This is a genomic window from Gracilibacillus marinus, assembly GCF_042651725.1.
Taxonomy (GTDB): domain Bacteria; phylum Bacillota; class Bacilli; order Bacillales; family Amphibacillaceae; genus Gracilibacillus; species Gracilibacillus marinus.
In genome coordinates, this window is sequence record NZ_JBHSDV010000001.1 from 75,571 (window position 1) to 98,755 (window position 23,185).

At 34.8% G+C, this 23,185-nt stretch carries 24 protein-coding genes and 2 riboswitches; of the genes, 8 read left to right on the forward strand and 16 right to left on the reverse strand.

Translation table 11 applies throughout. The features are described 5' to 3' along the window. Positions 1 to 21: 21 nt before the first annotated feature. The 3 genes from ACFOZ1_RS00430 to ACFOZ1_RS00440 all read left to right on the forward strand — a co-directional run bounded on the left by ACFOZ1_RS00430 (position 22) and on the right by ACFOZ1_RS00440 (position 3,147). Entirely contained in the window at positions 22 to 627 is a 606-nt protein-coding gene (locus ACFOZ1_RS00430; RefSeq protein WP_390194719.1) for a YpjP family protein, read from the forward strand. 228 nt (positions 628 to 855) lie between these two features. Beyond that, a complete protein-coding gene (gene metA / locus ACFOZ1_RS00435) occupies positions 856 to 1,764 on the forward strand; it encodes a homoserine O-acetyltransferase MetA (RefSeq protein ID WP_390194720.1) in 909 nt (302 codons plus the stop codon). Positions 1,765 to 2,100: 336 nt separating this feature from the next. After that, positions 2,101 to 3,147: an Rpn family recombination-promoting nuclease/putative transposase gene (locus ACFOZ1_RS00440; protein WP_390194722.1), complete on the forward strand. Its 1,047-nt coding sequence runs from the start codon at positions 2,101 to 2,103 to the stop codon at positions 3,145 to 3,147. A gap of 85 nt (positions 3,148 to 3,232) precedes the next feature. Here the strand turns inward: ACFOZ1_RS00440 and ACFOZ1_RS00445 are convergent, their stop codons facing one another. Together ACFOZ1_RS00445 and ACFOZ1_RS00450 are read right to left on the reverse strand one after the other, a co-directional pair. Then, positions 3,233 to 4,405, reverse strand: a complete 1,173-nt coding sequence (locus ACFOZ1_RS00445) for an MFS transporter (protein ID WP_390194724.1) — start codon at positions 4,403 to 4,405, stop codon at positions 3,233 to 3,235. Between the two features lie 73 nt (positions 4,406 to 4,478). Next, entirely contained in the window at positions 4,479 to 5,174 is a 696-nt protein-coding gene (locus ACFOZ1_RS00450) for an HAD family hydrolase (protein WP_390194725.1), read from the reverse strand. Between the two features lie 174 nt (positions 5,175 to 5,348). Beyond that, positions 5,349 to 5,427, forward strand: a riboswitch (ZMP/ZTP riboswitch). A gap of 54 nt (positions 5,428 to 5,481) precedes the next feature. Here ACFOZ1_RS00450 and serC point away from each other — a divergent pair. Further along, entirely contained in the window at positions 5,482 to 6,561 is a 1,080-nt protein-coding gene (gene serC / locus ACFOZ1_RS00455; protein WP_390194727.1) for a 3-phosphoserine/phosphohydroxythreonine transaminase, read from the forward strand. A gap of 48 nt (positions 6,562 to 6,609) precedes the next feature. Here serC and queF read toward each other — a convergent pair whose 3' ends face one another. From queF to ACFOZ1_RS00470, 3 genes are all read right to left on the reverse strand, one after another. Then, positions 6,610 to 7,014, reverse strand: coding sequence for a preQ(1) synthase (gene queF / locus ACFOZ1_RS00460; protein ID WP_390194728.1), 405 nt, complete (start codon positions 7,012 to 7,014; stop codon positions 6,610 to 6,612). Positions 7,015 to 7,115: 101 nt separating this feature from the next. Next, a complete protein-coding gene (locus ACFOZ1_RS00465) occupies positions 7,116 to 7,586 on the reverse strand; it encodes a DinB family protein (RefSeq protein WP_390194730.1) in 471 nt (156 codons plus the stop codon). A 60-nt stretch (positions 7,587 to 7,646) separates the two neighbouring features. Then, a complete protein-coding gene (locus ACFOZ1_RS00470; protein ID WP_390194731.1) occupies positions 7,647 to 8,993 on the reverse strand; it encodes a hypothetical protein in 1,347 nt (448 codons plus the stop codon). Between the two features lie 191 nt (positions 8,994 to 9,184). On the opposite strand from ACFOZ1_RS00470, the gene ACFOZ1_RS00475 reads away from it, so the two are divergent. After that, on the forward strand, positions 9,185 to 9,940 hold the full coding sequence (locus ACFOZ1_RS00475) for a DeoR/GlpR family DNA-binding transcription regulator (RefSeq protein WP_390194732.1): 756 nt from the start codon (positions 9,185 to 9,187) through the stop codon (positions 9,938 to 9,940). Next, positions 9,937 to 10,854, forward strand: coding sequence for a 1-phosphofructokinase (pfkB, locus tag ACFOZ1_RS00480; protein WP_390194734.1), 918 nt, complete (start codon positions 9,937 to 9,939; stop codon positions 10,852 to 10,854). Before ACFOZ1_RS00475 ends, pfkB begins: the two co-directional genes overlap by 4 nt. Before the next feature lie 41 nt (positions 10,855 to 10,895). Here the strand turns inward: pfkB and pilO are convergent, their stop codons facing one another. The 11 genes from pilO to ACFOZ1_RS00535 all read right to left on the reverse strand — a co-directional run bounded on the left by pilO (position 10,896) and on the right by ACFOZ1_RS00535 (position 20,868). After that, positions 10,896 to 11,471 (reverse strand): type 4a pilus biogenesis protein PilO, encoded by a 576-nt coding sequence (gene pilO / locus ACFOZ1_RS00485; protein ID WP_390194735.1) that lies wholly within the window; start codon positions 11,469 to 11,471, stop codon positions 10,896 to 10,898. After that, positions 11,468 to 12,004 (reverse strand): PilN domain-containing protein, encoded by a 537-nt coding sequence (locus ACFOZ1_RS00490; RefSeq protein ID WP_390194737.1) that lies wholly within the window; start codon positions 12,002 to 12,004, stop codon positions 11,468 to 11,470. The genes pilO and ACFOZ1_RS00490 overlap by 4 nt, the downstream gene beginning before the upstream one ends. 16 nt (positions 12,005 to 12,020) lie before the next feature. Next, entirely contained in the window at positions 12,021 to 12,935 is a 915-nt protein-coding gene (gene pilM / locus ACFOZ1_RS00495; RefSeq protein WP_390194739.1) for a type IV pilus biogenesis protein PilM, read from the reverse strand. An 11-nt stretch (positions 12,936 to 12,946) separates the two neighbouring features. Continuing rightward, positions 12,947 to 13,702 carry a prepilin peptidase gene (locus tag ACFOZ1_RS00500; protein WP_390194741.1) on the reverse strand — a complete coding sequence of 252 codons (756 nt, stop codon included), beginning with the start codon at positions 13,700 to 13,702 and terminating at the stop codon, positions 12,947 to 12,949. 312 nt (positions 13,703 to 14,014) lie between these two features. After that, complete coding sequence (locus ACFOZ1_RS00505; RefSeq protein WP_390194743.1) at positions 14,015 to 14,350, reverse strand: prepilin-type N-terminal cleavage/methylation domain-containing protein; 336 nt, start codon at positions 14,348 to 14,350, stop codon at positions 14,015 to 14,017. Between the two features lie 60 nt (positions 14,351 to 14,410). After that, positions 14,411 to 14,494: riboswitch (cyclic di-GMP riboswitch) on the reverse strand. Between the two features lie 103 nt (positions 14,495 to 14,597). Further along, positions 14,598 to 15,800, reverse strand: coding sequence for a type II secretion system F family protein (locus tag ACFOZ1_RS00510; RefSeq protein WP_390194744.1), 1,203 nt, complete (start codon positions 15,798 to 15,800; stop codon positions 14,598 to 14,600). A 19-nt stretch (positions 15,801 to 15,819) separates the two neighbouring features. Continuing rightward, positions 15,820 to 16,854, reverse strand: coding sequence for a type IV pilus twitching motility protein PilT (locus ACFOZ1_RS00515; RefSeq protein ID WP_390194746.1), 1,035 nt, complete (start codon positions 16,852 to 16,854; stop codon positions 15,820 to 15,822). Between the two features lie 15 nt (positions 16,855 to 16,869). Continuing rightward, a complete protein-coding gene (locus ACFOZ1_RS00520) occupies positions 16,870 to 18,495 on the reverse strand; it encodes a GspE/PulE family protein (protein ID WP_390194748.1) in 1,626 nt (541 codons plus the stop codon). Between the two features lie 61 nt (positions 18,496 to 18,556). Beyond that, positions 18,557 to 19,960 (reverse strand): DUF7305 domain-containing protein, encoded by a 1,404-nt coding sequence (locus ACFOZ1_RS00525; RefSeq protein ID WP_390194750.1) that lies wholly within the window; start codon positions 19,958 to 19,960, stop codon positions 18,557 to 18,559. 9 nt (positions 19,961 to 19,969) lie between these two features. After that, positions 19,970 to 20,395: a PilW family protein gene (locus tag ACFOZ1_RS00530; RefSeq protein WP_390194752.1), complete on the reverse strand. Its 426-nt coding sequence runs from the start codon at positions 20,393 to 20,395 to the stop codon at positions 19,970 to 19,972. 11 nt (positions 20,396 to 20,406) lie between these two features. Next, positions 20,407 to 20,868, reverse strand: a complete 462-nt coding sequence (locus ACFOZ1_RS00535) for a prepilin-type N-terminal cleavage/methylation domain-containing protein (protein ID WP_390194753.1) — start codon at positions 20,866 to 20,868, stop codon at positions 20,407 to 20,409. Positions 20,869 to 21,015: 147 nt separating this feature from the next. Here ACFOZ1_RS00535 and ACFOZ1_RS00540 point away from each other — a divergent pair, with 147 nt between their 5' ends. Together ACFOZ1_RS00540 and ACFOZ1_RS00545 are read left to right on the forward strand one after the other, a co-directional pair. Continuing rightward, positions 21,016 to 21,600, forward strand: a complete 585-nt coding sequence (locus ACFOZ1_RS00540; protein WP_390194755.1) for a Maf family protein — start codon at positions 21,016 to 21,018, stop codon at positions 21,598 to 21,600. 69 nt (positions 21,601 to 21,669) lie between these two features. Continuing rightward, entirely contained in the window at positions 21,670 to 23,184 is a 1,515-nt protein-coding gene (locus tag ACFOZ1_RS00545) for a spore germination protein (protein ID WP_390194757.1), read from the forward strand. Position 23,185 lies beyond the last annotated feature (1 nt).

Genomic DNA, 23,185 nt, shown 5'->3' on the forward strand with positions numbered 1-23,185 from the left:
ATGTAAGGGAGCTCGATTAAAATGAAATGGTGGATGAAAAAAATAACCGTAGTATTAGTTACAATACTTACATTGGGTTTATATGTGCCTCCAATTTATTTAGATGCGGATATAAACGACACAGACAAAGGCGAATTCTCTCCTGATGATAATGTATTAAATGAGAATACATCACAAGTAGAAGTTGAGTATGTCGAAGAGAGCTCCATCGTTGACAGTAATGAAGAATTATATCTGGAAGTATTAACAGATCAAGCAAAATATCAAATAATGGAAAAGTTAGGACAACGTATTGCAGATCGAATGGATGAGGAATTAGATACGATTGTGATGCCAAACTTAGAATTAGTATTGAATCAAATGTACGAAGATTTTGGTTTAGAACGAAGCCAATATTTAGTTGTCGCAGAGAATCCTGCATCAGGCTATGGCGAGCGAATATTTAATCTATATGATGTGAAAGAAAAAAGTGACATTGCTACATTTCATGTGAAGCAAGTGAAACGCCCAAAAGAAGGATACTATTTTCAATTTCACTATCATTTAGCGAAAGATAATTTTGAAGAACATTATACGATTGCAGACATTTACTGGGGAAAAAATACACCACCTAAATGGATGACATGATATATTAGGAAGTGCCTTTATTTATGAAGGCACTTTTTCCTACTTTGGATTAGTAATGATGTACATGTGAGTGATATCAAATTTAGATATTTTCTAACTATAAAAGTCAGAAAGTTTAGAATTGAGTAACTTTTTCTTTATTTTCTTAACAGAAATGAGTAAAATAGTTCTTATTGAATCTAAATAAAATATACACATCAAGAACTTTATATAAAGGAGTTTCGTCATATGCCTATTAAAATTCCAGATTTATTACCAGCTAAAAATAAATTACAAGAAGAAAATATATTTGTGATGGACGAAAGTCGTGCATTTACGCAAGATATAAGACCATTAAAAATACTAATATTAAATTTAATGCCATTAAAGCAACAAACAGAAACGCATCTTTTACGTATATTAGGAAATAGTCCACTCCAGATTGATGTTGGGTTATTGCATACAAGTACACATGTATCTAAAAATACACCGGCAGAGCATTTAGAGCAATTTTATAAGTCTATTACGGATGTAAAAGCAAATAAATATGATGGATTGATTATTACTGGCGCACCAATTGAAAAGTTAGCTTATGAGGACGTGAATTATTGGTCTGAACTATCTGAAATAATGGAATGGAGTAAGACAAATGTAACTTCAACTTTACACATTTGTTGGGGTGCAATGGCAGGCTTATACTATCATTATGGTATTGACAAATACTTAATGGATGAGAAATTATCTGGTATTTTCACACATACATTATCAGACCCGAGAGAAAAATTGTTGAGCGGATTTGATGAGGAATTTGTTGTGCCACATTCTAGAGAAGCAGATATCAAAAAGACAGATATCGAAAAAGAACCAAGACTTAAAATATTAAGTGAATCTGAAGAAGCAGGCATTTATTTAGTAGCTTCTACAGATGGGAAACAAATCTTTGTAACAGGTCATCCGGAATACGATGCATTTACATTACAAAAAGAGTTTGATAGAGATACAGCAGCAGGATTGAATCCGATAATACCTGTGAATTACTATCCGAATGACGACCCAACTCAAACACCTAGACTACGTTGGCGAACACATTCTAACATGCTTATTTCTAATTGGTTAAATTATTATGTGTATCAAGAAACGCCATATCAATTAGATTGAGGCAAAGTCATACTCGTTACAGTTTTTTAGTAGCTAGTATGGCTTTTTTGTATTGTCTAGCATAGGTGCGCAGAAACTAGACATCAGCTCCGACAAAAATAGACTTGCTGAATGTGTATACAGGGAGTTTTGGTATAAATCATCATCGGTCCGTACCTCACCGTGATTTCTTTATCTTCGCTGATGCATTGAATTCTCTACAATCTCATTTTGGATTTGTAAACTTAATGTAAAGTTACTGGAAATAGCTATACAGATTTTGAGGGATGTTGTATAGTATGTGTAGAACATACATTCGTATATCGCATCATACCATAACGAAATAGGTGAATCCACATGTCTGTCCACAATCCGCACGACAAATTCTTCAAAGAAACGTTTTCCAACATCGAAGTGACGAAATCATTTATTGAACATTATTTGCCACCTGACATTGCTGCATACGTCAATTCCAACACATTAGAACCACAAAAGGACAGTTTTATTACAAAAGAATTGGAGGAGTTTTTTTCAGATTTATTGTTTCGAGTAGAGATAAATGGGAGTATTGGCTATTTGTACTTATTACTCGAGCACAAAAGTTATCCTTCTCCAACCGTGATTTTTCAATTATTACAGTATATGTTGGAAATCTGGAAAAACAATCAGTCTGAAGCTAGTAAAGTTCCGCTCGTTTTACCTGTCGTATTTTTCCACAGTAAGCACAAATGGCGTGCACCGATTACTTTAAGTGAACATATCGAAAATGCAGATGACATGCCACAAGAACTGTGGGCATATGTTCCTGATTTTGAGTATATACTAATAGATGTCTCCGCATATAAAGACGCAGAATTGAAAGGTATTGCTCAATTAAAAATCATCCTCACATTATGGCGAGATATTTCCAATAGTCATAAAACAGATGTGACCAATACTCTGAAAAGAGCCATTTATTATTTACAACAACTTGAAGATCAAGAAACAGGATTACGCTATCTAGAGACGTTATTGCGCTATGTATTTCAAGTAGACCAGCAGCTTACAAAAACAACATTCCATGATATGATACAGTATATAGAACAAACATATAACGAAGGGAGCGAAATAGTGATGACTTTAGCTGATATTTTGCGTGAAGAAGGTAGAGAGATAGGGAAGAAGGAAGGAATAATGGAAGGAATAAGAGAAGGGAAGCTAGAAGGCAAACTAGAAGGCAAACTAGAAGGAAAACAAGAGGCCTTAGCCAATACAGCGATTCGTTTAATCACAAAATTTATAGCCCCTATTCATAAGGAACTGGAAGTGAAGATTAAAAAGCAAGACATTGTCACATTAGAAGGTATCATTGATCGGATAGATGAGCTAGAAACTTTAGCAGAAGTGGAAGCTTGGATGAAATAAGTGAGAATCACAAAAAGCTCAAATACAAATATGGAGTAAGTATTTGAGCTTTTATATCAATATAAATAATGAAACAGTTAATTAGCTACACTTTTAAATGAGTATGTTTCACTTTTGTTTCATAATAAAAGTAAACGATTAGAGCAAATGCGGACAGAATCATCCCAGATACATACGGCAAATAAATTGCAAGCCCATATAGTAGCCCACCTAATGGGGGACCAATAATTCTCCCTAATGAGTCAAAAGAAGAGAGAAGGCCTGTTACTTGACCGTAGCCAGATGTTGCTTGTTTCGTAAGTAATGAAGATACACTTGGTCGTATCAGTCCATTTCCAATACCAAACACAGATAGAAAAATAGCCGCAGTTAAGAAATTTTGTACAAATAGAATCAATCCAAATCCGATAATAGATGTAATAATTCCAATTTTTATTACATTACCTTCACCAAATTTTTTAGTCATTTTACCGACTAATCCACCTTGTACGATGGCACCAGCGAATCCCATAATCATAAATATATATCCGAGTTCTACTGTACCTAAAGAAGCTTTCGCAAATGCGAAATAAGCGAATGTAGCTTCAAGGCCAGCTAATGAAATCGAGACAAAGCCTTGTAAAATGAAGAGAGGTGCTGATTTTCCTTTTACCCCATTTATAAGAGAAGGTCGTTTTGTCTTAGCTGTTGATACATTTTCTTGTAGGTTAACTGTTTCTTTCAATACAAATATCACTAAAAAGAAAGTTAAAATCGAAGAAGCTCCAGCTAATAAGAATGGAATAGCTAAGTCCTGTTCAGAAAATACACCACCAATTGCAGGACCGAAAATGAACCCAAGACCTACAGCTGCACCAACTACGCCCATTCCTTTGCTACGGTTTTCTTCACTTGTTACATCTGCTACATATGCTGTTACAGTAGGCATGTTAGCTGCTGATAACATACCACCGATAATTCTAGCAGCAAATAGCATCCATAAACTTGAGGCAAATGCCATCATGAAAAATGATAAAGATAATCCAGCAATCCCTATTAATAAAACAGGTTTACGACCGATTCGATCAGATACGCCACCCCATAATGGAGAAAAAATAAATTGCATAATAGAATATGTAGCCATTAAAAGACCCAATTCTGTTGGTGATGCGCCTAATTCTTCCGCATAAAAAGGTAAGACAGGTATAATGATCCCGAATCCAACCATTACCATAAACATTACTGCAAAAAGAACAGGCAATACTCTTTTTGTGTTCAATATAAGTCACTCCAAAGAATAATGAATACGCTCATTATTAAAATTTTTAATCTATTTGTAACAAGATACTCATTTATATAAAGATGGAAAGGAGATCAGATGCTTTATGAATTGTATAATCTGCATCTACTGTTTTTCCCTCAATCTCACGTTGTCTGTGATTAAACCAAATCGCTTTCCAACCAACTTGCTTTGCACCGACAATATCATTCTCATAAGAATCTCCAATATAAATGGTCTCTTCTTTAGATATAGCTAACCTGTCTTCAATATGTTGAAAGACACGAGGATCAGGCTTGGAATAACCAATAGCACCAGATACAAAAATATGTTGTGTAGGAATCCACTTTTCAAGTTGTAACTGTTTTATTTTTCTCGCCTGATGTGCATCTTCCCCATTTGTTAGTATGGCCAATTGAAATTTTTTCTCGTATAAGAAATGAAATAATTCTTCCACCTCTGGGAACAATTGAATTTCCTGTTGCTTGTTATAATATGTTTGTTGAAATGAGATAGCATCCTCTTTTGTCAAAGGAATTTGGAAATCTGCACATGCGTTCATTATTCGGTAAATTTGTAAGTCTAGTGCAGTTATTTCACCAGACATATGTTTTTCAAATACTTCATCACTATATTTTCTACTTGATAAATATAATGGAAGAATATCTTCTTCTGCAATGAAGCCATCTAAGTGTGTGGCAATTGCTTGTTTAAATGGTGAGAGTTGATCATATAATGTGTCGTCCACATCAAAGATAATTGTTTTCATTCTGTTCATCCTTCAATTAAAAAAATTGTACGTTATGATTCTATCATAACATTTTATTCGATAGAAAAGCATATTACTCAGATTAGAAAAGAAAAGTTCAAAATGTTAACAAAACTTTTCACATTTAAGGATTGAAAACAAATCAAAATATTGTTAAAATTATCACAAAGTTAAAAAGCTATGTGTAACTGGCGAGATACGGATAACCGTAGGGGAGCACATAGTTTCGAAGCCGCTCGCCTGGGCAAAGGTAAGGATTTTTCCTTACCTATTTCTGTTTAAAATTCTTTTAGGAGTGTGGTTTTACATGAAAAGAGTATACAATTTCTCAGCTGGACCATCAATGTTACCATTAGCAGTACTAGAAAAGGCACAAGCAGAATTACCAGATTACCGTAATTCAGGCATGTCCGTGATGGAACTGAGCCACAGATCAGGTTTATTCACAGAAATTATTGAAGAAGCAGAACAACTACTTCGTGAAATCATGAATATTCCAGAGAATTATAAAGTATTATTTGTTCAAGGTGGCGCTTCTCAACAATTTGCGATGGTTCCATTAAACATCATGAAAAATGGAAAAGCAGATTATGTGAACACAGGTTCTTGGTCCAAAAAGGCAATGAAAGAAGCAAAGAAATATGGTCAAGTAAATGTGATTGCATCATCTGAAGACGAGAATTTCACATTTATCCCTAAAATCGATCAAAGTATGATTGATAAAGAAGCAGATTATGTGCATATTACGACAAATAACACAATAGAAGGTACTAGTTTCCGTGAAATACCTGACACAGGAAGTGTACCATTAGTTGCAGATATGTCTTCTAATATTTTATCTGAAGATATAGATGTATCTAAATTTGGTATTATTTATGCAGGTGCCCAAAAGAATATTGGCCCAGCAGGCTTAACTGTCGTAATTATTCGTGAAGATTTAATTGGAAATGCAAAAGACATTTGCCCGACAATGTTAGACTACAAAACACATAGTGATAGTGGATCACTTTATAATACACCGCCTACTTACGGAATTTACATGGCTAAATTAGTCTTCGAATGGATTAAAGAATTAGGTGGAATAAAAGCAATCCAAAAACAAAATGAAGAAAAAGCGGCACTTCTTTATGACTTTATTGATCAATCAGATTTCTATTCTTCACCAGTAAGAGAAGATAGTCGTTCTATCATGAATATTCCATTTACTATTCCTGGATATGATTTAGATGCTCAATTTGTGAAAGAAGCGAAAGAAAAAGGGCTTGAAACATTAAAAGGACACAGATCTGTAGGTGGAATGCGTGCAAGTATTTATAACGCAATGCCTGTCGATGGTGTGAAAGCACTGGTACAGTTTATGAAAGAATTCGAAGAAAGTAATAAATAAATCCACAATAAAATGCATCCCGTACCATATCGGGATGCATTTTGTGTATTAACTAAATTCTCTGATTGCTTCTGTTGTTAACTCGATTCCACCACGCGCTGTTTGGTAAACGGTCACTTTGACTGTTGCCGCTTCAATTGCCCACATGATATCATCAGCAATCTGTGCAGCTAATGATTCGCAAAATGCACCATGATCACGGAATGACCATAAATAGAATTTTAGCGATTTGGATTCAATGCATTTATTTTGCGGTGTATAAGAAATTTCCACTTTCCCGAAATCTGGTTGACCTGTTTTAGGGCACACAGCAGTAAACTCCAATGCACGGAATGTAATATTTTGTACATTTGGAGCGTCGAATGCTTCTTGTTTTAATACTTGTCTTGCTTCTTCTACACTATTCGGTCGAGGCATAGGACCGGAACGTGGCAAATAGTAATTTTCTGACATATTATTTCCTCCTAGTTTTGATAAAGCAGGATGGTTGCGAACTGCTTTAAACATATAAAATGGATTATACCAAATACAAAGCGAAAAACCAATTAGAAAAATTAGTTACTCTCTTCTTTTGTTGGCCCCATCACACCAGGAACTTCTAACCCTGCTTGGCGTAATAATACAGTCATTTGACCACGGTGGTGTGTTTGATGGTCAATTAATGCACGTAATAAAGCGCCACGTGTCGTTTTCCCTTTAAAGCTATCGATTTCTGCCACTAATTCTGCTTCAGAAAGCTTAGATGCCTCTGTTTTGACATCTTCAGCAATTTGGCGATATGCTTCAACAATGCTATTAGCGCTTGTTGGAACATCTTTTGGGTTACCTGATTGTAATGTTAAACCTACTAATCCGCCAAAAAAGGCAGGAGCTGTAGCTAGATGCCACCCTAACCAACCTAAAGTGCTGTGGCCTTCGACAATCGCTTGATTTAGTTTTTCATCTGTCATTGCTTCTAGTACTCTCAATGTACCGGCTGCAGCAACGTCCCATTCTATTATAAAATCTTCTATTTTTCGATACATTATCATCACTCCTCGTCACTTATCTTAACATATTCATTATTTAGAGGCTATCAACTATGCTTAGAGTAGAAGGTATGCAATCAGAATACCAACAAAGCCAAACACAAAGGAGTACAGTAAGTTGTAATAAGTAATTAAATATGGACTTTGACGTAGACTCATAGATGTAATCGTAACAACAAGCCCATATGTCCCAACAGGTACTGTCGAAACACCTGCAATGACAAGAACAATCGCAAGACTTAATGGATTAAGGATATCAATAAGCATTGCACTAATGCCACTTAGCACTCCCATTGTAGCAATAGGATGTACTCCGAACATACTCATCACCATGAATAGCAATTGAATCATCATTAAAATTAAAAATGGGTAATCTGCGACATATAGTATCGGCTTTTGAATAAATTGTAGTGCTGGAGATGCATTCAGACAGCCAGTGAATATTGCTAATGTGACAAATAATACATTAAAGTTATGCATTCCGTTCATGCTATTGCGCCATTTGTTCCAACCAATCGTCCAATAACTACGCAATCGTTTTAATAAAAAAGCCCAGATTGTTGCAAATGGGAAGACGAGAATCGTAACAATAAAAATAAATTCCATCTCAAAAAATAATCCTGCTAAAATGACACACAAAAGGAAGCCGACTAACCCACTAATGAGCTGAACAAGCTTTTTCTTTATCGGTTTATGAGAAACATGAACGTCTGTTTGCACGGGGTAAGGTATCTTTTTGAAATACCATCTCCCCCAAACGTTATCAAGTATATACATAATAATCGTAATGAAAATCATCCATGGTAGCAATGTACCATAATTCACTCCTGTAATAAAAATAGCCATTGCTAGCAACACTTCTAATGGGCTCCATGGTAATGCAAGGGAGTATCCACGTAATGTAATCATCATAATAAATTTATTTGCCAACTTTTTATGGATTGGTTTTAAATTATCGACTAAGACATCTTGGGCAATTGTTGCAGAGGATACATTCAAAAAAGCTGTTAATGCCATCATTGCCGTTGTACTACGTTGGTATAATGCACCTAAATGTTGGACATTTCCTCTTAATAAATTTTGCATCAATTTATCGAACCGAGCTGCAGTAACTGCACTGTTCATCCAAGGTAACACAGCTAACAATGTCAACATAGAGAGATTATCTGCAAACATTGGAATAAGTTGCATAAAGGTAAGGTCTGTCGTCCAAAATAATGTGAAGCCAATTAGGAAAAAAGAAGCACCTAATAGTTTAAACAATTTATTTGCATAAATAAAACTATAAACAAACACGAGACATGCAAGGATGCCAAGTGAAAATGTCATAATATTGCTAGGGAATACGGTATTTATAATATGAAGTAAAAAAACAATGCTAAAAAATACATAACTATATTTCATTACATACCCTTCTTCCTATATGTTTGGCGCTAGTTGGTGAAGTTTTGAGCAAACTTTTCTTAGTACTATCATAGCAGAATTGGCTTAGAATTGATATGGGCATTATTGATTGTTTATGATTGAAAATGATTGACTTTGATTGCGTTTAGTTATATATTGAGTACAAGTGATCATATGTAAGGTGGGAAGCTATGTTAACACTTGAGCGCCAACAGTTAATTATCCAATTATTGAAGGAAAGAGAAATGGTTACAGTCCAACAATTGTGTCAGATAACAAAAGCCTCTGAATCAACGATTAGGCGAGATTTGACGGAATTAGAAAATAAACAAATGATTAAACGAGTACATGGTGGGGCATCTCTCTTAAAGAAAAAGAAAGAAGAACCTACATTATTAGAAAAAGCAGTCCAATTTAGTAAAGAAAAAGAACAAATTGCAAAATATGCAGCATCTTTAATCGATGATGGGGACGCGATTTTTCTCGATGCAGGTACAACAACGATGCATATGATTCCATATTTAGAAGATAAAGCAACCATTGTCGTAACAAATGGGATTCCACATGTCCAGTTATTGATGGAATATGGTGTGGAGACATATGTACTAGCAGGGAAGGCAAAGCAAGGTACGCAAGCATTAGTAGGTACAAAAGCTGTGGATGCATTGAAAGAATACCAATTTGATAAATGTTTTCTTGGGATGAATGGAATAAGTATTGCCCGTGGATTTACTACTCCAGATCCAGAAGAGGCAAATGTAAAAAAACAAGCAATGAATCAAACGCAAACATCATATGTGTTAATCGATGATACAAAAGTAGGAGAAGTGACATTTGCACACGTAGCATCACTGGATGCAGCTGCAATCATTACATCTAGTGGAATAGCAGAGGAACAAGTAAATAAATTACGCGAAAAAACAACAGTAAAGGTGGTTACAGAATGATTTATACAGTGACATTCAATCCGGCGGTGGACTATGTTGTTCAATTAGATCAATTTCATCAAGGTGAGGTAAATAGAAGCAAATACGATTATAAAGAAGCAGGCGGTAAAGGAATTAATGTATCAAGAGTGTTACGTCGCCTAGGTCTCGCGTCTGATGCATTAGGGTTTGCGGGCGGATTTACAGGTAAGTTCGTGACGGATTTTCTGAATGAGGAGAAAATTACTCATCACTTTATTGAATTAGAAGAAGATACACGAATTAATGTGAAGTGGAAAGCGAACGAGATCGAAACAGAAGTAAACGGGAAATCTCCTACAATTACAAATGCTCACTACGAGCAATTTACAGAAATGCTAAAAAAACTACAAGATGGAGATATTGTCGTATTAGCAGGTAGTTTACCACAATCATTACAAACAGATACGTATCGTACACTAGTAAAAATGTTACACGAACACAATGTCAAAGTTTTTCTAGATACAAGTGGACTAGCATTAGCAGAGGCAATTAAAGCAGGACCATTCTTTGTGAAACCAAATCATCATGAATTAGCTGAATTATTTCAGGAAAAGGTTGAAACCGAAAAGGATATTATTCGTTTAGCTAAACGTTTGCAAGAAGAATACCATATTGCACATGTGCTTATCTCGATGGCAGGGGATGGAGCTATTTACGTAAATGGGGAAGCGTCCTATAAATTAACCGCACCAAAAGGAGAAGTCGTCCATTCTGTAGGTGCAGGGGATTCAGCTGTTGCAGGATTTCTGTACAAATGGCATGAAACAAATAATGGTGTGCATGCGGCCACATATGCAATTGCAAGTGGTAGTGCAACAGCATTTTCAGAAACTTTATGTATAAAAGAAGAAGTGGAGTCATTGCTGCAAGAAGTACATGTATCAGAATTATAAAGTAATCCTTCTATATATAAGAGTAAGAACCCACGAAAAAATTAATTTGCCGTGGGTTCTTTTAATAGATGTATATTCATATTTGGTTGACGATATGTTGTAATGCCAATTTCGACAGGACGTGTAGCCTCATCATTTTGTTGCTGGAAAGTGAGACTACTTATTTCCACAATTCTCTCCATTGTCGATAGTTTAGTTAAGAAGTCATGCATCATTGTGTAATCGTCTGCAGCTAATTGCATCGTATATTTTGTCTCTTCAATGCCATCAGATGTTTCTGTTGCACTATCTTGCTTTTCTTCTTGTACTTGAATAATCGTCGTTCCAGTCACTTCTTCTACTTTTTGTAATTGTGTAAGTAATTCACTAATTCCGTTATCAAGTGGTAATTGGTGTTGTAATATACTCGCTTTTTCACTTTCTTCAGTGATCTCATCTTTTCGAGCGTGAATGGCATCAATCATGGCTTGTTGCTGTTTGACTTCACGCTTCAACTCATCGAGATTTTGCTTTTCAGGATAGATTTGTTGATAAAAAAGTGAAATAGCTACAACACTAATAAGAAGTAGACTAACAACTAAGATAAATGTTTTTTTATGTGACCATGTAATCGTCATTTCATATCAACTTCTTCCGGTAAAGAATCTTCTACTAGTTTAAATGAAAAGGTTGCAACATAGTTCTCTCCACTTCGTATCACTTCATCTAATTGCAATTGTTCGATATATGCTTTATTTGTCAGTGCACGGCTAAATTCCGCAATATGTTGATACGATTCTAGCTGTAGTTCCATTGTAATGCCTTCCGTCTTTTTAAAGTTAAAAGACAATAATGTACTATTTTCGTTTGGCAAGCTTGCTTTTGTATCCTGTAAAATGAAAGTAGTAGGAAATACATTGGTTCGTAACTGCTCAATTTGTTTTTCTAATGTTTTTATTTGTTGGTCTGTTACAAGATAGTGATTTAAATCTTCTAATGTACGATCATTTGTTGTTTTTTCTGCTAATAATGTCTCACTTTTTGATTCCATTATCGATTGGTAGGCATAAAAGAAGAAACCAATCCCAAGGCTAACGACGAGTGCAATCGCAATAATGAGATAGATAGAGACATCTGTTTTTTTCTTCTCCGTAAAATTAATCTCAATCATGAGGTAGTCCCCTTCATTACATTTTTTTTCGAAGAGTTAGGCCGTATACATCACTATAATAGGACGCTAAATCATTAGGTAAGGATAATTGATGTATCGGGATATTCAATCGTTCTTGGATTATTTGTTGCAATGTTTGGCGTTTTGGATGATCCCCGACCAAAAGTACGTCTGTGACTTGTGCGGTATCATTCATAATAGAGTAGCGATAAAAATCAATAAAACGGTCGATGGTTAATAATTGATCTTCAATCGACTCTTGTAATAACGCATCTGAATCCATTGCTTGACGTTGATGGCCAATATGAATATGACGGTTAAATATTGGTATCTCTTTATTGAATACTGTTAATACTAAATGATGCATTCCCCATTGAATAAGTAAAAGGTGTTGATGTTCCTTTGTTAATTGAAGTTGATGGAATACACGATAATGTGATAAGAAGGATACATCAGCGATAGCTACTTTTAAATGAACATGTTCAAATACATCAACATAGCTTTGTAATTTGTCTTTAGGAAAGGCAAATAACAGTACTTTCCTAAAGCCATCCTCAGGCCCTTCTTCTAAATCTGCAAAATCAATTAATGGATTTTGGATAGGTAAGCGAATGTTATCTCTTGCTTCTAGTAAAATATATTGTTTTGTTTCTTCACGATTTAGTTGTGCAGGGATTTTTTCCTCACGGATGGTAACAAAAGCATCTGGAACACATATCGCGACATGTTTGTTTTTCCATTTTTTTTGTTGAACAAGTGTAAGTAACTGATTCTGTAATGCATCTTGCTTAACAATTACACCATCATCTATGATACCTTGTTCTAATGGTAGCTCACCATAGTCAACAATCGTTGTTCCAGAGTGAATCAGATACCTAATAGTAGATTCATGGATAACGAGATTAATGCGATCTTTTTTTAGAAAATTCATTGAAATCATCCTTAGAAAAATGAAGTAATATACCAGTTAATGATATCCGTACCGTAAAAATATGTGATAAGTGTTGCGATACAAATGTATGGGCCGAATGGAATAGCGCTTTTTCTATTCACCTTTTTCGTTAGTAATAAAACGCCTGAGAACAATGTACCAAGTAACGTAGATAGTAAAAATACTAGTAGTAACTGCTCATATCCTACAATAAAACCGACTAAGACGAATAACTTCAAATCGCCTCCACCCATTCCGCCTTTACTTACTAGAATAATCAGTGAGATAAGCACAAAGCCGATGATTGCACCAATAAGGGAGGACCACCATGGATCAAGTGGCGATAGGATTCGTAAAACAATAAAAAATGGCAAAAAGAATAGTAGGATTTTATTTGGAATTAGCATATAACGAAGGTCTGTCACAATTAGAATCGACGAAAGGGACACTAGTAATAATGCAATAATTAGTTCTATGCTCCATCCGAAGTGTGTGTAACTAAGCGAAAATAGGATTGCTGTAAATAGTTCTATCGATGGGTAAATGGGAGATATTTTCGTGCGACATCCTTTGCAACGACCTAGTTGTATGACATACGAAACAATTGGAACGAGTTCGTACCAGTGCAATTGTTTTCCGCATTTGGGGCATTGTGATCTATTCGATGCAAATAACTTACTTTCAGGCACACGAATCCCAACAACATTAAAAAAAGAACCGAATACACTACCGAAAATAAAGAAAATGATTTGATAATATAATTCCATTTTAATCTCCTATATATGGTTTAAAGCAAGCTAGTGACTAGATAGAAAAAATCCGAACATGATAGTCTGAGTATATACACCGCTTCGGTAAAATACTTCGCTTTCCGTGGGCACGGCCTCAGCTAACTGTGTGAAGAAAAACACTTCACACAGTGGATCTTCGGCTCGTGCTGTTCCCACAGGAGTCTACGTATTTTACCTCCGCTTTATCTAGTTTGTTCGGATTCTTGTTATTCTTATTTAGTTATGGGCTTGCTAGTGTAGATGTAGTTAATATTAACTATATATCCTTAAAATTCTACTTAATAGTTTTTATTCAAATGTAAAGTTACCATTTTCATCTTTAACTATTTTTCTACTGTCCTCTGATGTTAACTCTTTGTCAGTAAGATACCCACCATCTATTAATTCACCAACAGTAATCTCATCATCATCACCTACAGCTTCATCAATATCCGCCAATCTAGCTGCATCAAGAATTAGCTCATTTTCTGCTTCAGTAGCACTTGTTTTGGAATTTTCAATAATATTCCCAATCGCCGGGATCGCAATTGCCAAAATAATACCTAAGATTACGATAACTGCTAGTAATTCTACTAGTGTAAAACCTTTTTCGTTCTTTAATAGTTTCTTAAATTTTTGAGTCATTTTTATTCCTCCTTTTTATTATTTTTTCATAAAAAAAGACTCACAGCAAAGAAGTTATTCTATGTTGTCAGTCGGTTGCACTACTCGCTCTAGTTTATCCAAGTGCCCATATACAGATAAACTCTCATCGCTCCTATACACATATTTACTTAACTACTATTATACTATAAAAATCGATTGTGTCTATTATTTTTTGTGATTTTTATACCATAATCTAGTAAATATTTACTGACTGATTTTTCTTAAATTATATACTTTCAAAAAGGCTGAACATAGGGATAACGATAGATAAGACAATCCCACCAACTACAAAAGATAGGAATATTATCATGATTGGTTCAATGAGTGATTTTAATTTATCAGATGCTTCTTCTAATTCTTGTTCATAAAATTGAGACACTTTCTTTAACATTTCGTCAACAGCACCTGTTCTTTCTCCGACTGTAATCATCTGTGTGATAAGTCTTGGGAATACCCAGTGTTCACTCATCGGTTTAGCAAGTGATTCCCCACGTTCTAACGCTTCTTTACTCTCATGCAATGTTCGCTTGATAACACGGTTTGAGAGTACACGTTCCGTAATACTAACAGCTTGCAAAATGGGAACAGAACTATTAATAAGTGAACTTAATGTTTGTGTCATTCTAGCTAATAGAGATTTCTGAATAAATTTACCTAGTATTGGTATTTTTAATTTGGCGACATCTAAGTAGTAAGCAGTCTCTTCATTTCTTTCTAGTACTTTATAAATGACAATTAGGAGTAGAACGGCAAGAACAAGTACCCACCAATAGGTTTGTACAAAACTACTAATGTTTAACACCATCTGTGTATATGCGGGGATGTCTTGTCCAAATGAGAGAAACATATCTGTAAATATTGGCACAATAACAGCTAGTAAGAAAATAGTAATCACAACAGCAACAATTCCAATTACAATCGGATAAGTGAGGGCTGTTTTGATTTTTTGTTTCAAAATATATTGCTTCTCATAATATGTTGCCATCCGATCAATAATTTCGTCCAAATTACCACTTACTTCTCCTGCGTGAACCATACTTACTAATAATTCAGGGAAAAGTTTGGGGAATTCTTCTAAAGCAACGGACAAAGGAACACCTTCCTCTAACGATGCTTTAATTTGTTGCAGTGCTTTTTTTAGTGGTTTACTTTCTGTCTGCTCTTCTAATACAGCAACAGATTCCACAAGCGTAATCCCAGCATCAATCAATGTTGCGAATTGGCGTAAAAAAATCACAAAGTCTTTGTTTTTAATTGGATTACCGATATATATTTCTTTGTATAAGAATGGGTTAAGCTCACGTATTGCAAAAACAGTTAATCCAGTTGCTTTTAGCTGACGTAATGCATCTCCTTCATTCTCACTAGTGATTTTTCCTTTTTTCACTTTACCTTCCATTGTTTTTGCTTGATAAGTGAAATACTTCATTTCGTTCACCACCGTTCATTTAGAGCGACTCCATTACATATGGAGCAGCGTGTTTATCTGTGATATAGCCCTTTTTTAATAAATTCTTTATATCCATTGACATTGTGTGCATACCTTGTTCTCGAGATGTTTGCATAATGTTAGGGATTTGGTGCATTTTTTCACTTCGAATTAAGTTTTTGACTGCAGGTGTATTCAGTAATATTTCTGTTGCAGCAACTCTCCCTGGTTGGTTGGCAAGTGGGAACAGTCGCTGTGAGATAATTGCTTCTAATACACTTGCTAATTGCACACGAATTTGGTCTTTTTGATGTGACGGGAAAACATCGATAATACGGTTCATCGTTGTAGATGCACTCGTTGTATGCAATGTTCCCAAAACAAGGTGTCCTGTTTCTGCTGCTGTGATTGCAGTAGAGATGGTTTCTAAGTCACGCATTTCTCCAACTAATATCACATCAGGGTCTTGTCGCAAACATGCTCTTAAGCCATTTTGGAAATTAGTTGTGTCGAACCCTACTTCTCTCTGATCTATAATAGATTGATTATGTTGGTGTAAATATTCAATTGGATCTTCTAGCGTAATAATGTGACGATTCATTGTTTTGTTCATATAGTCAATCATCGCAGCAAGTGTTGTACTTTTACCGGAACCTGTAGGGCCTGTTACTAAGACTAACCCTTGTTGTAATGTGGCAATTGTCTTCGTAACATCAGGTAGGTCCAGTTGATCAATTGTTGGAATCGATGTCGGAATCGTTCTTATAGCGAGTGAAATACAATTTCTTTGAAAAAAAATGTTCATTCGAAATCTTGATACACCTTTGATACTATAAGATAAATCTACTTCTCTATCATTGTGAAGCTTTGTCCACATTGTCTCGTTTAAAATTACTTTTGCCATACTTTCGGTATCTTCTGGCATGAGTAGTGTGCTACCAAATGGCTTTAATTGCCCATCAATCCGGAAGATGGGAGCAGAACCGACTGTTAAATGAATATCTGACGCTTTTTGGTCAAATGCTTGTGTGAGTAATTGTTCAATATGCATCATTTGAATCAAACCTACCTATTCTTCTGTTGCAACACGCAACACTTCTTCAATTGTTGTGATACCATTCGCTACTTTTTGCAGGCCATCATCTAATAAGAAACACATCTTGTTCTCTTTTAAATAATCGCGAATAAGAGAGATATCTTGATTATTCATCATCATTTTTTTAATCATATCATCAACGATTAATAACTCATGAATGGCGATTCGACCTCTGTAGCCGGTTTGACGGCAAGAACTACAGCCTACACCTTCATAAAGATGGTCTACAGTAATCCCGTGTCGTGATAAGATGTCTTGTTCTAAAGAGGTGACAGGGCGTTCTTGTTTACAATCTGGACATATTTTCTTTACTAGACGTTGTGCCATAATAGCAGATAATGCAGAAACGACTAAGTATGGCTCGACTTGCATGTCAAACAATCTTGGAATAGCAGCAATCGCGCTATTTGTGTGTAGCGTACTAAATACTAAGTGACCAGTTAAGGAGGCACGGATGGCGATTTCTGCTGTTTCCCTATCTCGAATTTCTCCGACCATAATGATGTTAGGATCTTGTCTCAAAATAGAGCGTAACCCTGCAGCAAAGGTAAGTCCAACAGTACTATTTACTTGTACTTGGTTAATCCCTTCTAATTGATATTCGACAGGGTCTTCGATTGTAATAATGTTCACGTCTTCTGTATTCAACTCATTAATCGAACCATATAATGTGGTCGATTTACCGGAGCCTGTAGGACCTGTTAGTAAGATAAGTCCAGAAGGCTTTTTGATGACTTGTGCATACTTATTTAATGTATCGTCAGAGAAATCAAGTTCTTTTAGTGTTTTAAAAATATTAGTTAAATCTAATATACGAATAACGATTTTCTCCCCGAATGATGCGGGTAATGTCGAAATACGTAAATCAACAGGTTTGGCATCAATCATGACACGAATCCGACCATCTTGTGGTAGACGAGTCTCTGTTATATTCAAATTAGACAATATTTTCACACGAGCAACTAGTGCATTCAACATATTTTTAGGTAACGTTTTTTCAGTTCGTAACGTACCATCGACTCTATATCTGACAGAGACTTTCGTTTCAAATGGATCAATATGAATATCACTTGCTTTTAGTGTCACACCTGTTTGAAGAATTTGGTCTAACACACGAATGGCTGGTGCTTCCTCATCAACAGAATCCGTTTGATCAAAATTACTATCTAAATCGTAGTATTTATTTATTGCTTGAAGTATATCGTCTTTCGTTGCAATGACAGGCTTGATAATAAATCCTGTAGATAGTTCCAAAAAGTCAATCGCATAATAATCTAATGGATCATTCATCGCAACTGTCAAAATATTTTCGTGCTTCTGAATTGGTATGAGAATGTTATCTCGTGCAAATTGTTTATCTACAATCTCAACTAATTGAACATTAACAGGGAAGTTATATAAGGAAACACTTTGGATTGATAAATGAATTTCTAATACTTCCATTAGTTGCTTTTCTGTAATAAATCCTTGCTCTACAAGCGCATCTCCAAGTTTTTGTTTGGTCTGTTTGTTTTGTAATGCGGTTAAAATTTCTTCTTCTGTGATGAGCTTATGTTCTTTTAAGACATCACCTAATTTTTTCTTTTGTCTGAGTGCCATGATTTACCTCCCATTGATAGATATGATAATTAATTATGCATAAATAGTTCCTGTAAAGGTTTTAAAAAGGGAATTTGGATAAATCTTTCTCTTGGTATGTTAATGTACCGCCATTAAATCCATTAAATTTATTAATGACAAGAGTACCCTTAATATTAGCTCCACTGGCTAAATTCACATCTGCATTCGGAGCGATTAAGAATAGATTGGAGTAAGTACCATCCGTGAAATTTACTGTATTTCCTCCAGTAACAATAAACCCTTGAAATCCTCCACCAGAATTAAAATTGAAGTTCGCATTTTTTGCAAAAATAGATCCATATACTTGTGTAGCTTGGCTAATATTCACTTCATTATTTTCACCTTTTACATAAAAGTTCACTTTAGATATATCACCATTATTATTGATAGTTGAATAAGCATTAGAAAAATTTAATTTATTTTCCACATAAAAGTTCACTGTTCCACTACCAAGAATGGTAATGTGAGTATTTGAAAGATTCATATTATTTACGATAATATTCCTATCTTGATTATTTGTATCAATATAAATATTCTGACCTACATTGAAATTATTGAAGGCAATATCATTATCAAGACTCAATACATAATTTTGAGCTTGCCAACTAGTAGCTTCAAAGTTGTGGTTTTCTATAATTTTATACCGATTATATTGATCTCCAATTGTTTCATTCTCAGCAAATGGAGCAGATGGGAATGAGGGGAAACTCTCTATTAACTGATCATATTTCTCCCAATAAAAACTTTTTTCCATTTCTTTAATAGGAGGAAGAGGCTCTCCGTATTGTCCAACTGGATAACTTAATACATTATTAATGCCCTCTTGTGGAACGTAAATGGAGCCATTTTTAACACCGCCACTTTCACCTATCACAAAAGTATTAGGTTTAGTTGAATCAAGGTATATATCTCCAGTTAGAAAAGTTCCACCACTTATATGCACACTTTCTTTAACAAATAATAAAGCATTATCATAAATGGGTGGAAGAGTAGAATCATGACCAGTCCATGTGATTTGCTTCGTTGTATTTAGTGTATAAGATAGCTTACCAATTTCTCCTTTTGCTTCAATTAAGTAAGTACCTTTGTCTTCTGCTGAAAGTTTTTGTATGTTTATTTTGGCTATAGGTTGTTCATCGAAGTTTTTTTCAAAGCTTGCATACTCTATATTGTTTAAAAGTTGTATTTGGTTTTCTAATTCTGTATAAAAAGCTTGTTCAGAAGTAGTATCAATATTCATAACTAGTTCTTCGATTTCTGCTAATGCTAATGTTAATCCACCTTCTGCAATATAATAGGTTGCTTGTTGCTCACGATCGACTGTTGTTAAGTTAATGTTAGCAAGGCTTGTACCAGCGATAGCTAACCCGAGCAAACTAAGCACAGTCAATGCAAGAAGGACCAATAATAACGCAGCACCTTTTTCATTATTCATTTTGTTCATTCATATCACCTACTCTCTTAAGTAAATGGAAGTGCTTATCGAATGTTGATTTCCCTTATTATCAGCTAAGCTAGTAATAGTTAGGTCAATTCTCCCTTTATCCTCATCGAAGGACATAGAAAAATCACTAATTTCTTCACTAATAATCGTGTCATTTCTTTTTATTTTCGTAGCCTCTAATGTATATGCATTATCTCCAATTACAAATTGGTTCGTTCCTATATTAACAGCATCACTATTAACTTTTCGTATATCTTTTGTTATTTGAGACACTGCAACTCTCACTTCACTCTGATGCTCGATTGTCTCGGATTGATCTATGTATTGTCTTTGACCAAATAAATGGACAGAGCTAATTAGAGCAATCACGACAGACATGATTGCGAGGACTGCGAGTAATTCGACTAATGTAATTCCTTTTTCATTCTTATACATTTTGTCACCTTCTACTTGTCCCAAAGTAATTTTGTTTCCATTTGTGCTTCCAATTTATTCGAACTATTATGAACTTGTATCAGTACATTTTTGAGTAAAGTTGTCGCTGTGTCTATCACATCTGCACTATCATAAAAAGTCACTTGTACATGATATCCATCGATTGTTGTACATAGATTTGTTACATCATTGGCACATTGTTCGTATTTTTGATTTAATTGTTGTATTGTGTCGTCATATGTTGTGGTTGTACTCAGATGATAGATCTCTTCCATTTCTGTTTGAGCAACATAGGTTGCATCCGTGATATCGCTAGACATAGAAGTTGTTTTCGCAGATTGAATAAAAAAAGTAGTGAATGTGACAATAATAATAGAAAGTATGACAATAGATGCAAGTAATTCGACTAAAGTAAGTCCTTTTTGATTAGAAAAAAGTAAAAATATTTTTGATTTATGCGACTTTATTTTCATAGGAATCTCAACCTTTTTTTAAATAGTGTATATTCTAAATATAGAACAAATAAAACGTAATGTACACACTATATCGAATAATTCTTTAATTTTGTTAAAGAAAGTAATGATTTAGCGAAAATGGTAAAATAGAAGGAGAATATAAACATGGAAAATAAGTTGATTTTGGCTTCATCATCCCCAAGAAGACAAGCATTATTAAGACTAGCACAACTATCCTATCATATTCGTATTCCAGATCTAGATGAGTCGATTGTAACGGGTAATAATCCAATAGAAAAAGTAAGTGAGCTTGCAAAAATGAAAAATAAAAAGATTTCACTAGACAATGAGAAAGAAGTCATTTTAGCTGCAGATACGGTTGTTAGCTACAATCAGACCATTTTTGAGAAGCCTTCTAACAAGACAGAGGCAAAAGACATGATAAGAAGTCTGAGTGGTCACACACATCATGTCTATACAGGAGTATATATTCGTAATAGCGCACATGAACGAGCATTTGTCGAATGTACAGAAGTGTCGTTTTGGGAGTTATCAGATGAAGAAATTGATAGATATGTAACTACAAAGGAGCCATACGATAAAGCAGGAGGATATGGAATCCAAAGTCTTGGAGCGATGTTTGTGAAGGAAATGGTTGGAGATTATTATAATGTGGTTGGTCTGCCAATCTCCCGCGTAGTAAGAGAACTGCGCTCTTTTTCCATCTTTCCAGAATTTGATTCAATTTAGTCAAAAATAAGTATGTATTTCCTTCATTTATCCATACTACCATTATCTAAGAAAAGAATGAGGGATATAATGAAATGGAAAAAACGTACGGTTTCTTCTGGACAAAAGCAAACAACAAGTAATGCTTACGGAAATGTACATTTTTCCGTACAAGAAAACAAAGAAAAATTAGAAGAGATTTTCCACCAAAGTTCTGATATTAAATCAAGAGAGTTCTTGATTCCAACAGCATCTCCTGTTCTAGCTACATTAATATTTGTTGATGGAATGGTTAGTGAAGAGAACATTAATTTACAAGTAATGACACCATTATTAAAAATAAATAGTGAGAAGATAAATGATATGTTTTCTTATATTCAGAATGAAGTACTAACCACATCTAATTTAAAAATAGTAGATACATTTGATGAAGCAGTAAAAGGAATTCTAGCAGGGTTAACTGCACTAATAGTGGATCATTGTAATCAAATGATATTGGTCAATACCATCCAATTTGAGACAAGAAGTGTAGAGGAACCAGATACGGAGTCTACAGTACGTGGATCTAGAGAAGGATTTAATGAAGTCTTAACAACAAATACTTCTTTAATTAGAAGAAGAATTAATCATCAAGATCTTTTATTTGAAGATTTTACAATAGGCAAGTTAACACAAACAACGGTAAGAATCGGTTATATGCATAATGTCGCCAGTCAAGAAGTAGTTGCAGAAGTGAGAAGACGATTAAATCATATTGATACAGATAGTATTTTAGAATCTGGCTATATTGAACAATTTATTGAAGATCATCCGAATTCTATTTTTTCTACTGTAGCAAATAGTGAGAAAGCAGATAAGGTATGTGCGAAAATTCTAGAAGGTCGTGTCGCTATTTTATGTAATAACACGCCATTTGTTCTAACAGTTCCCCATCTGTTTGTCGAATCATTACAAGTGCCTGAAGACTACTATTCCAATAAATTTATCGCATCTTTTGTAAGGATACTTCGATTGATTGCACTATTTTTGACACTATTTACACCAGGTATTTTTGTTGCAGCATCTACTTTCCATCAAGAAATGGTTCCAACACTATTACTTACTACTATGGCAGCGGCGGAGGAGAAGGTACCATTTCCGATTTTATTAGAAGCAATTCTCATGATTTTCATTTTTCAATTGTTGCGAGAAGCTGGTGTACGGATGCCACGCCCAATAGGTTCTGCGATAAGTATTGTTGGGGCATTAGTTATTGGAGAATCTGCTGTACAGGCAGGATTAGTTGGAGCACCAATGGTTATAGTTGTTGCACTCACCGCAATTACTGGTTTTGTAGTAACAGCACTAAGTAATACAATAGTTATTTTGCGTTTTTTTCTATTGATTCTAGGTGGTACGTTAGGTTTATATGGTCTATTGTTAGGTGCGCTAATTATTATTGCACATGCATGTTCATTAAAGTCATTTGGGGTACCATATATGACACCAATTGCGCCAATTATCATCAGTGAATGGAAAGATTATCCGTTAAGATTGTCTAGTTCACTATATCATCATCCTAGATCTCTTGTTAAAAGTTTAGCTCGTTATAGAGGAAGGGGATAGG

Bases quoted from the DNA above. Each gene is read 5' to 3' on its own strand.
- ACFOZ1_RS00430 (WP_390194719.1), top strand. From the start codon at position 22: ATGAAATGGTGGATGAAAAAAATAACCGTAGTATTAGTTACAATACTT.
- metA (WP_390194720.1), top strand. From the start codon at position 856: ATGCCTATTAAAATTCCAGATTTATTACCAGCTAAAAATAAATTACAA.
- ACFOZ1_RS00440 (WP_390194722.1), top strand. From the start codon at position 2,101: ATGTCTGTCCACAATCCGCACGACAAATTCTTCAAAGAAACGTTTTCC.
- ACFOZ1_RS00450 (WP_390194725.1), bottom strand. From the start codon at position 5,174: ATGAAAACAATTATCTTTGATGTGGACGACACATTATATGATCAACTC.
- serC (WP_390194727.1), top strand. From the start codon at position 5,482: ATGAAAAGAGTATACAATTTCTCAGCTGGACCATCAATGTTACCATTA.
- queF (WP_390194728.1), bottom strand. From the start codon at position 7,014: ATGTCAGAAAATTACTATTTGCCACGTTCCGGTCCTATGCCTCGACCG.
- ACFOZ1_RS00465 (WP_390194730.1), bottom strand. From the start codon at position 7,586: ATGTATCGAAAAATAGAAGATTTTATAATAGAATGGGACGTTGCTGCA.
- ACFOZ1_RS00470 (WP_390194731.1), bottom strand. From the start codon at position 8,993: ATGAAATATAGTTATGTATTTTTTAGCATTGTTTTTTTACTTCATATT.
- ACFOZ1_RS00475 (WP_390194732.1), top strand. From the start codon at position 9,185: ATGTTAACACTTGAGCGCCAACAGTTAATTATCCAATTATTGAAGGAA.
- pfkB (WP_390194734.1), top strand. From the start codon at position 9,937: ATGATTTATACAGTGACATTCAATCCGGCGGTGGACTATGTTGTTCAA.
- pilO (WP_390194735.1), bottom strand. From the start codon at position 11,471: ATGACGATTACATGGTCACATAAAAAAACATTTATCTTAGTTGTTAGT.
- ACFOZ1_RS00490 (WP_390194737.1), bottom strand. From the start codon at position 12,004: ATGATTGAGATTAATTTTACGGAGAAGAAAAAAACAGATGTCTCTATC.
- pilM (WP_390194739.1), bottom strand. From the start codon at position 12,935: ATGAATTTTCTAAAAAAAGATCGCATTAATCTCGTTATCCATGAATCT.
- ACFOZ1_RS00500 (WP_390194741.1), bottom strand. From the start codon at position 13,702: ATGGAATTATATTATCAAATCATTTTCTTTATTTTCGGTAGTGTATTC.
- ACFOZ1_RS00505 (WP_390194743.1), bottom strand. From the start codon at position 14,350: ATGACTCAAAAATTTAAGAAACTATTAAAGAACGAAAAAGGTTTTACA.
- ACFOZ1_RS00510 (WP_390194744.1), bottom strand. From the start codon at position 15,800: ATGAAGTATTTCACTTATCAAGCAAAAACAATGGAAGGTAAAGTGAAA.
- ACFOZ1_RS00515 (WP_390194746.1), bottom strand. From the start codon at position 16,854: ATGATGCATATTGAACAATTACTCACACAAGCATTTGACCAAAAAGCG.
- ACFOZ1_RS00520 (WP_390194748.1), bottom strand. From the start codon at position 18,495: ATGGCACTCAGACAAAAGAAAAAATTAGGTGATGTCTTAAAAGAACAT.
- ACFOZ1_RS00525 (WP_390194750.1), bottom strand. From the start codon at position 19,960: ATGAACAAAATGAATAATGAAAAAGGTGCTGCGTTATTATTGGTCCTT.
- ACFOZ1_RS00530 (WP_390194752.1), bottom strand. From the start codon at position 20,395: ATGTATAAGAATGAAAAAGGAATTACATTAGTCGAATTACTCGCAGTC.
- ACFOZ1_RS00535 (WP_390194753.1), bottom strand. From the start codon at position 20,868: ATGAAAATAAAGTCGCATAAATCAAAAATATTTTTACTTTTTTCTAAT.
- ACFOZ1_RS00540 (WP_390194755.1), top strand. From the start codon at position 21,016: ATGGAAAATAAGTTGATTTTGGCTTCATCATCCCCAAGAAGACAAGCA.
- ACFOZ1_RS00545 (WP_390194757.1), top strand. From the start codon at position 21,670: ATGAAATGGAAAAAACGTACGGTTTCTTCTGGACAAAAGCAAACAACA.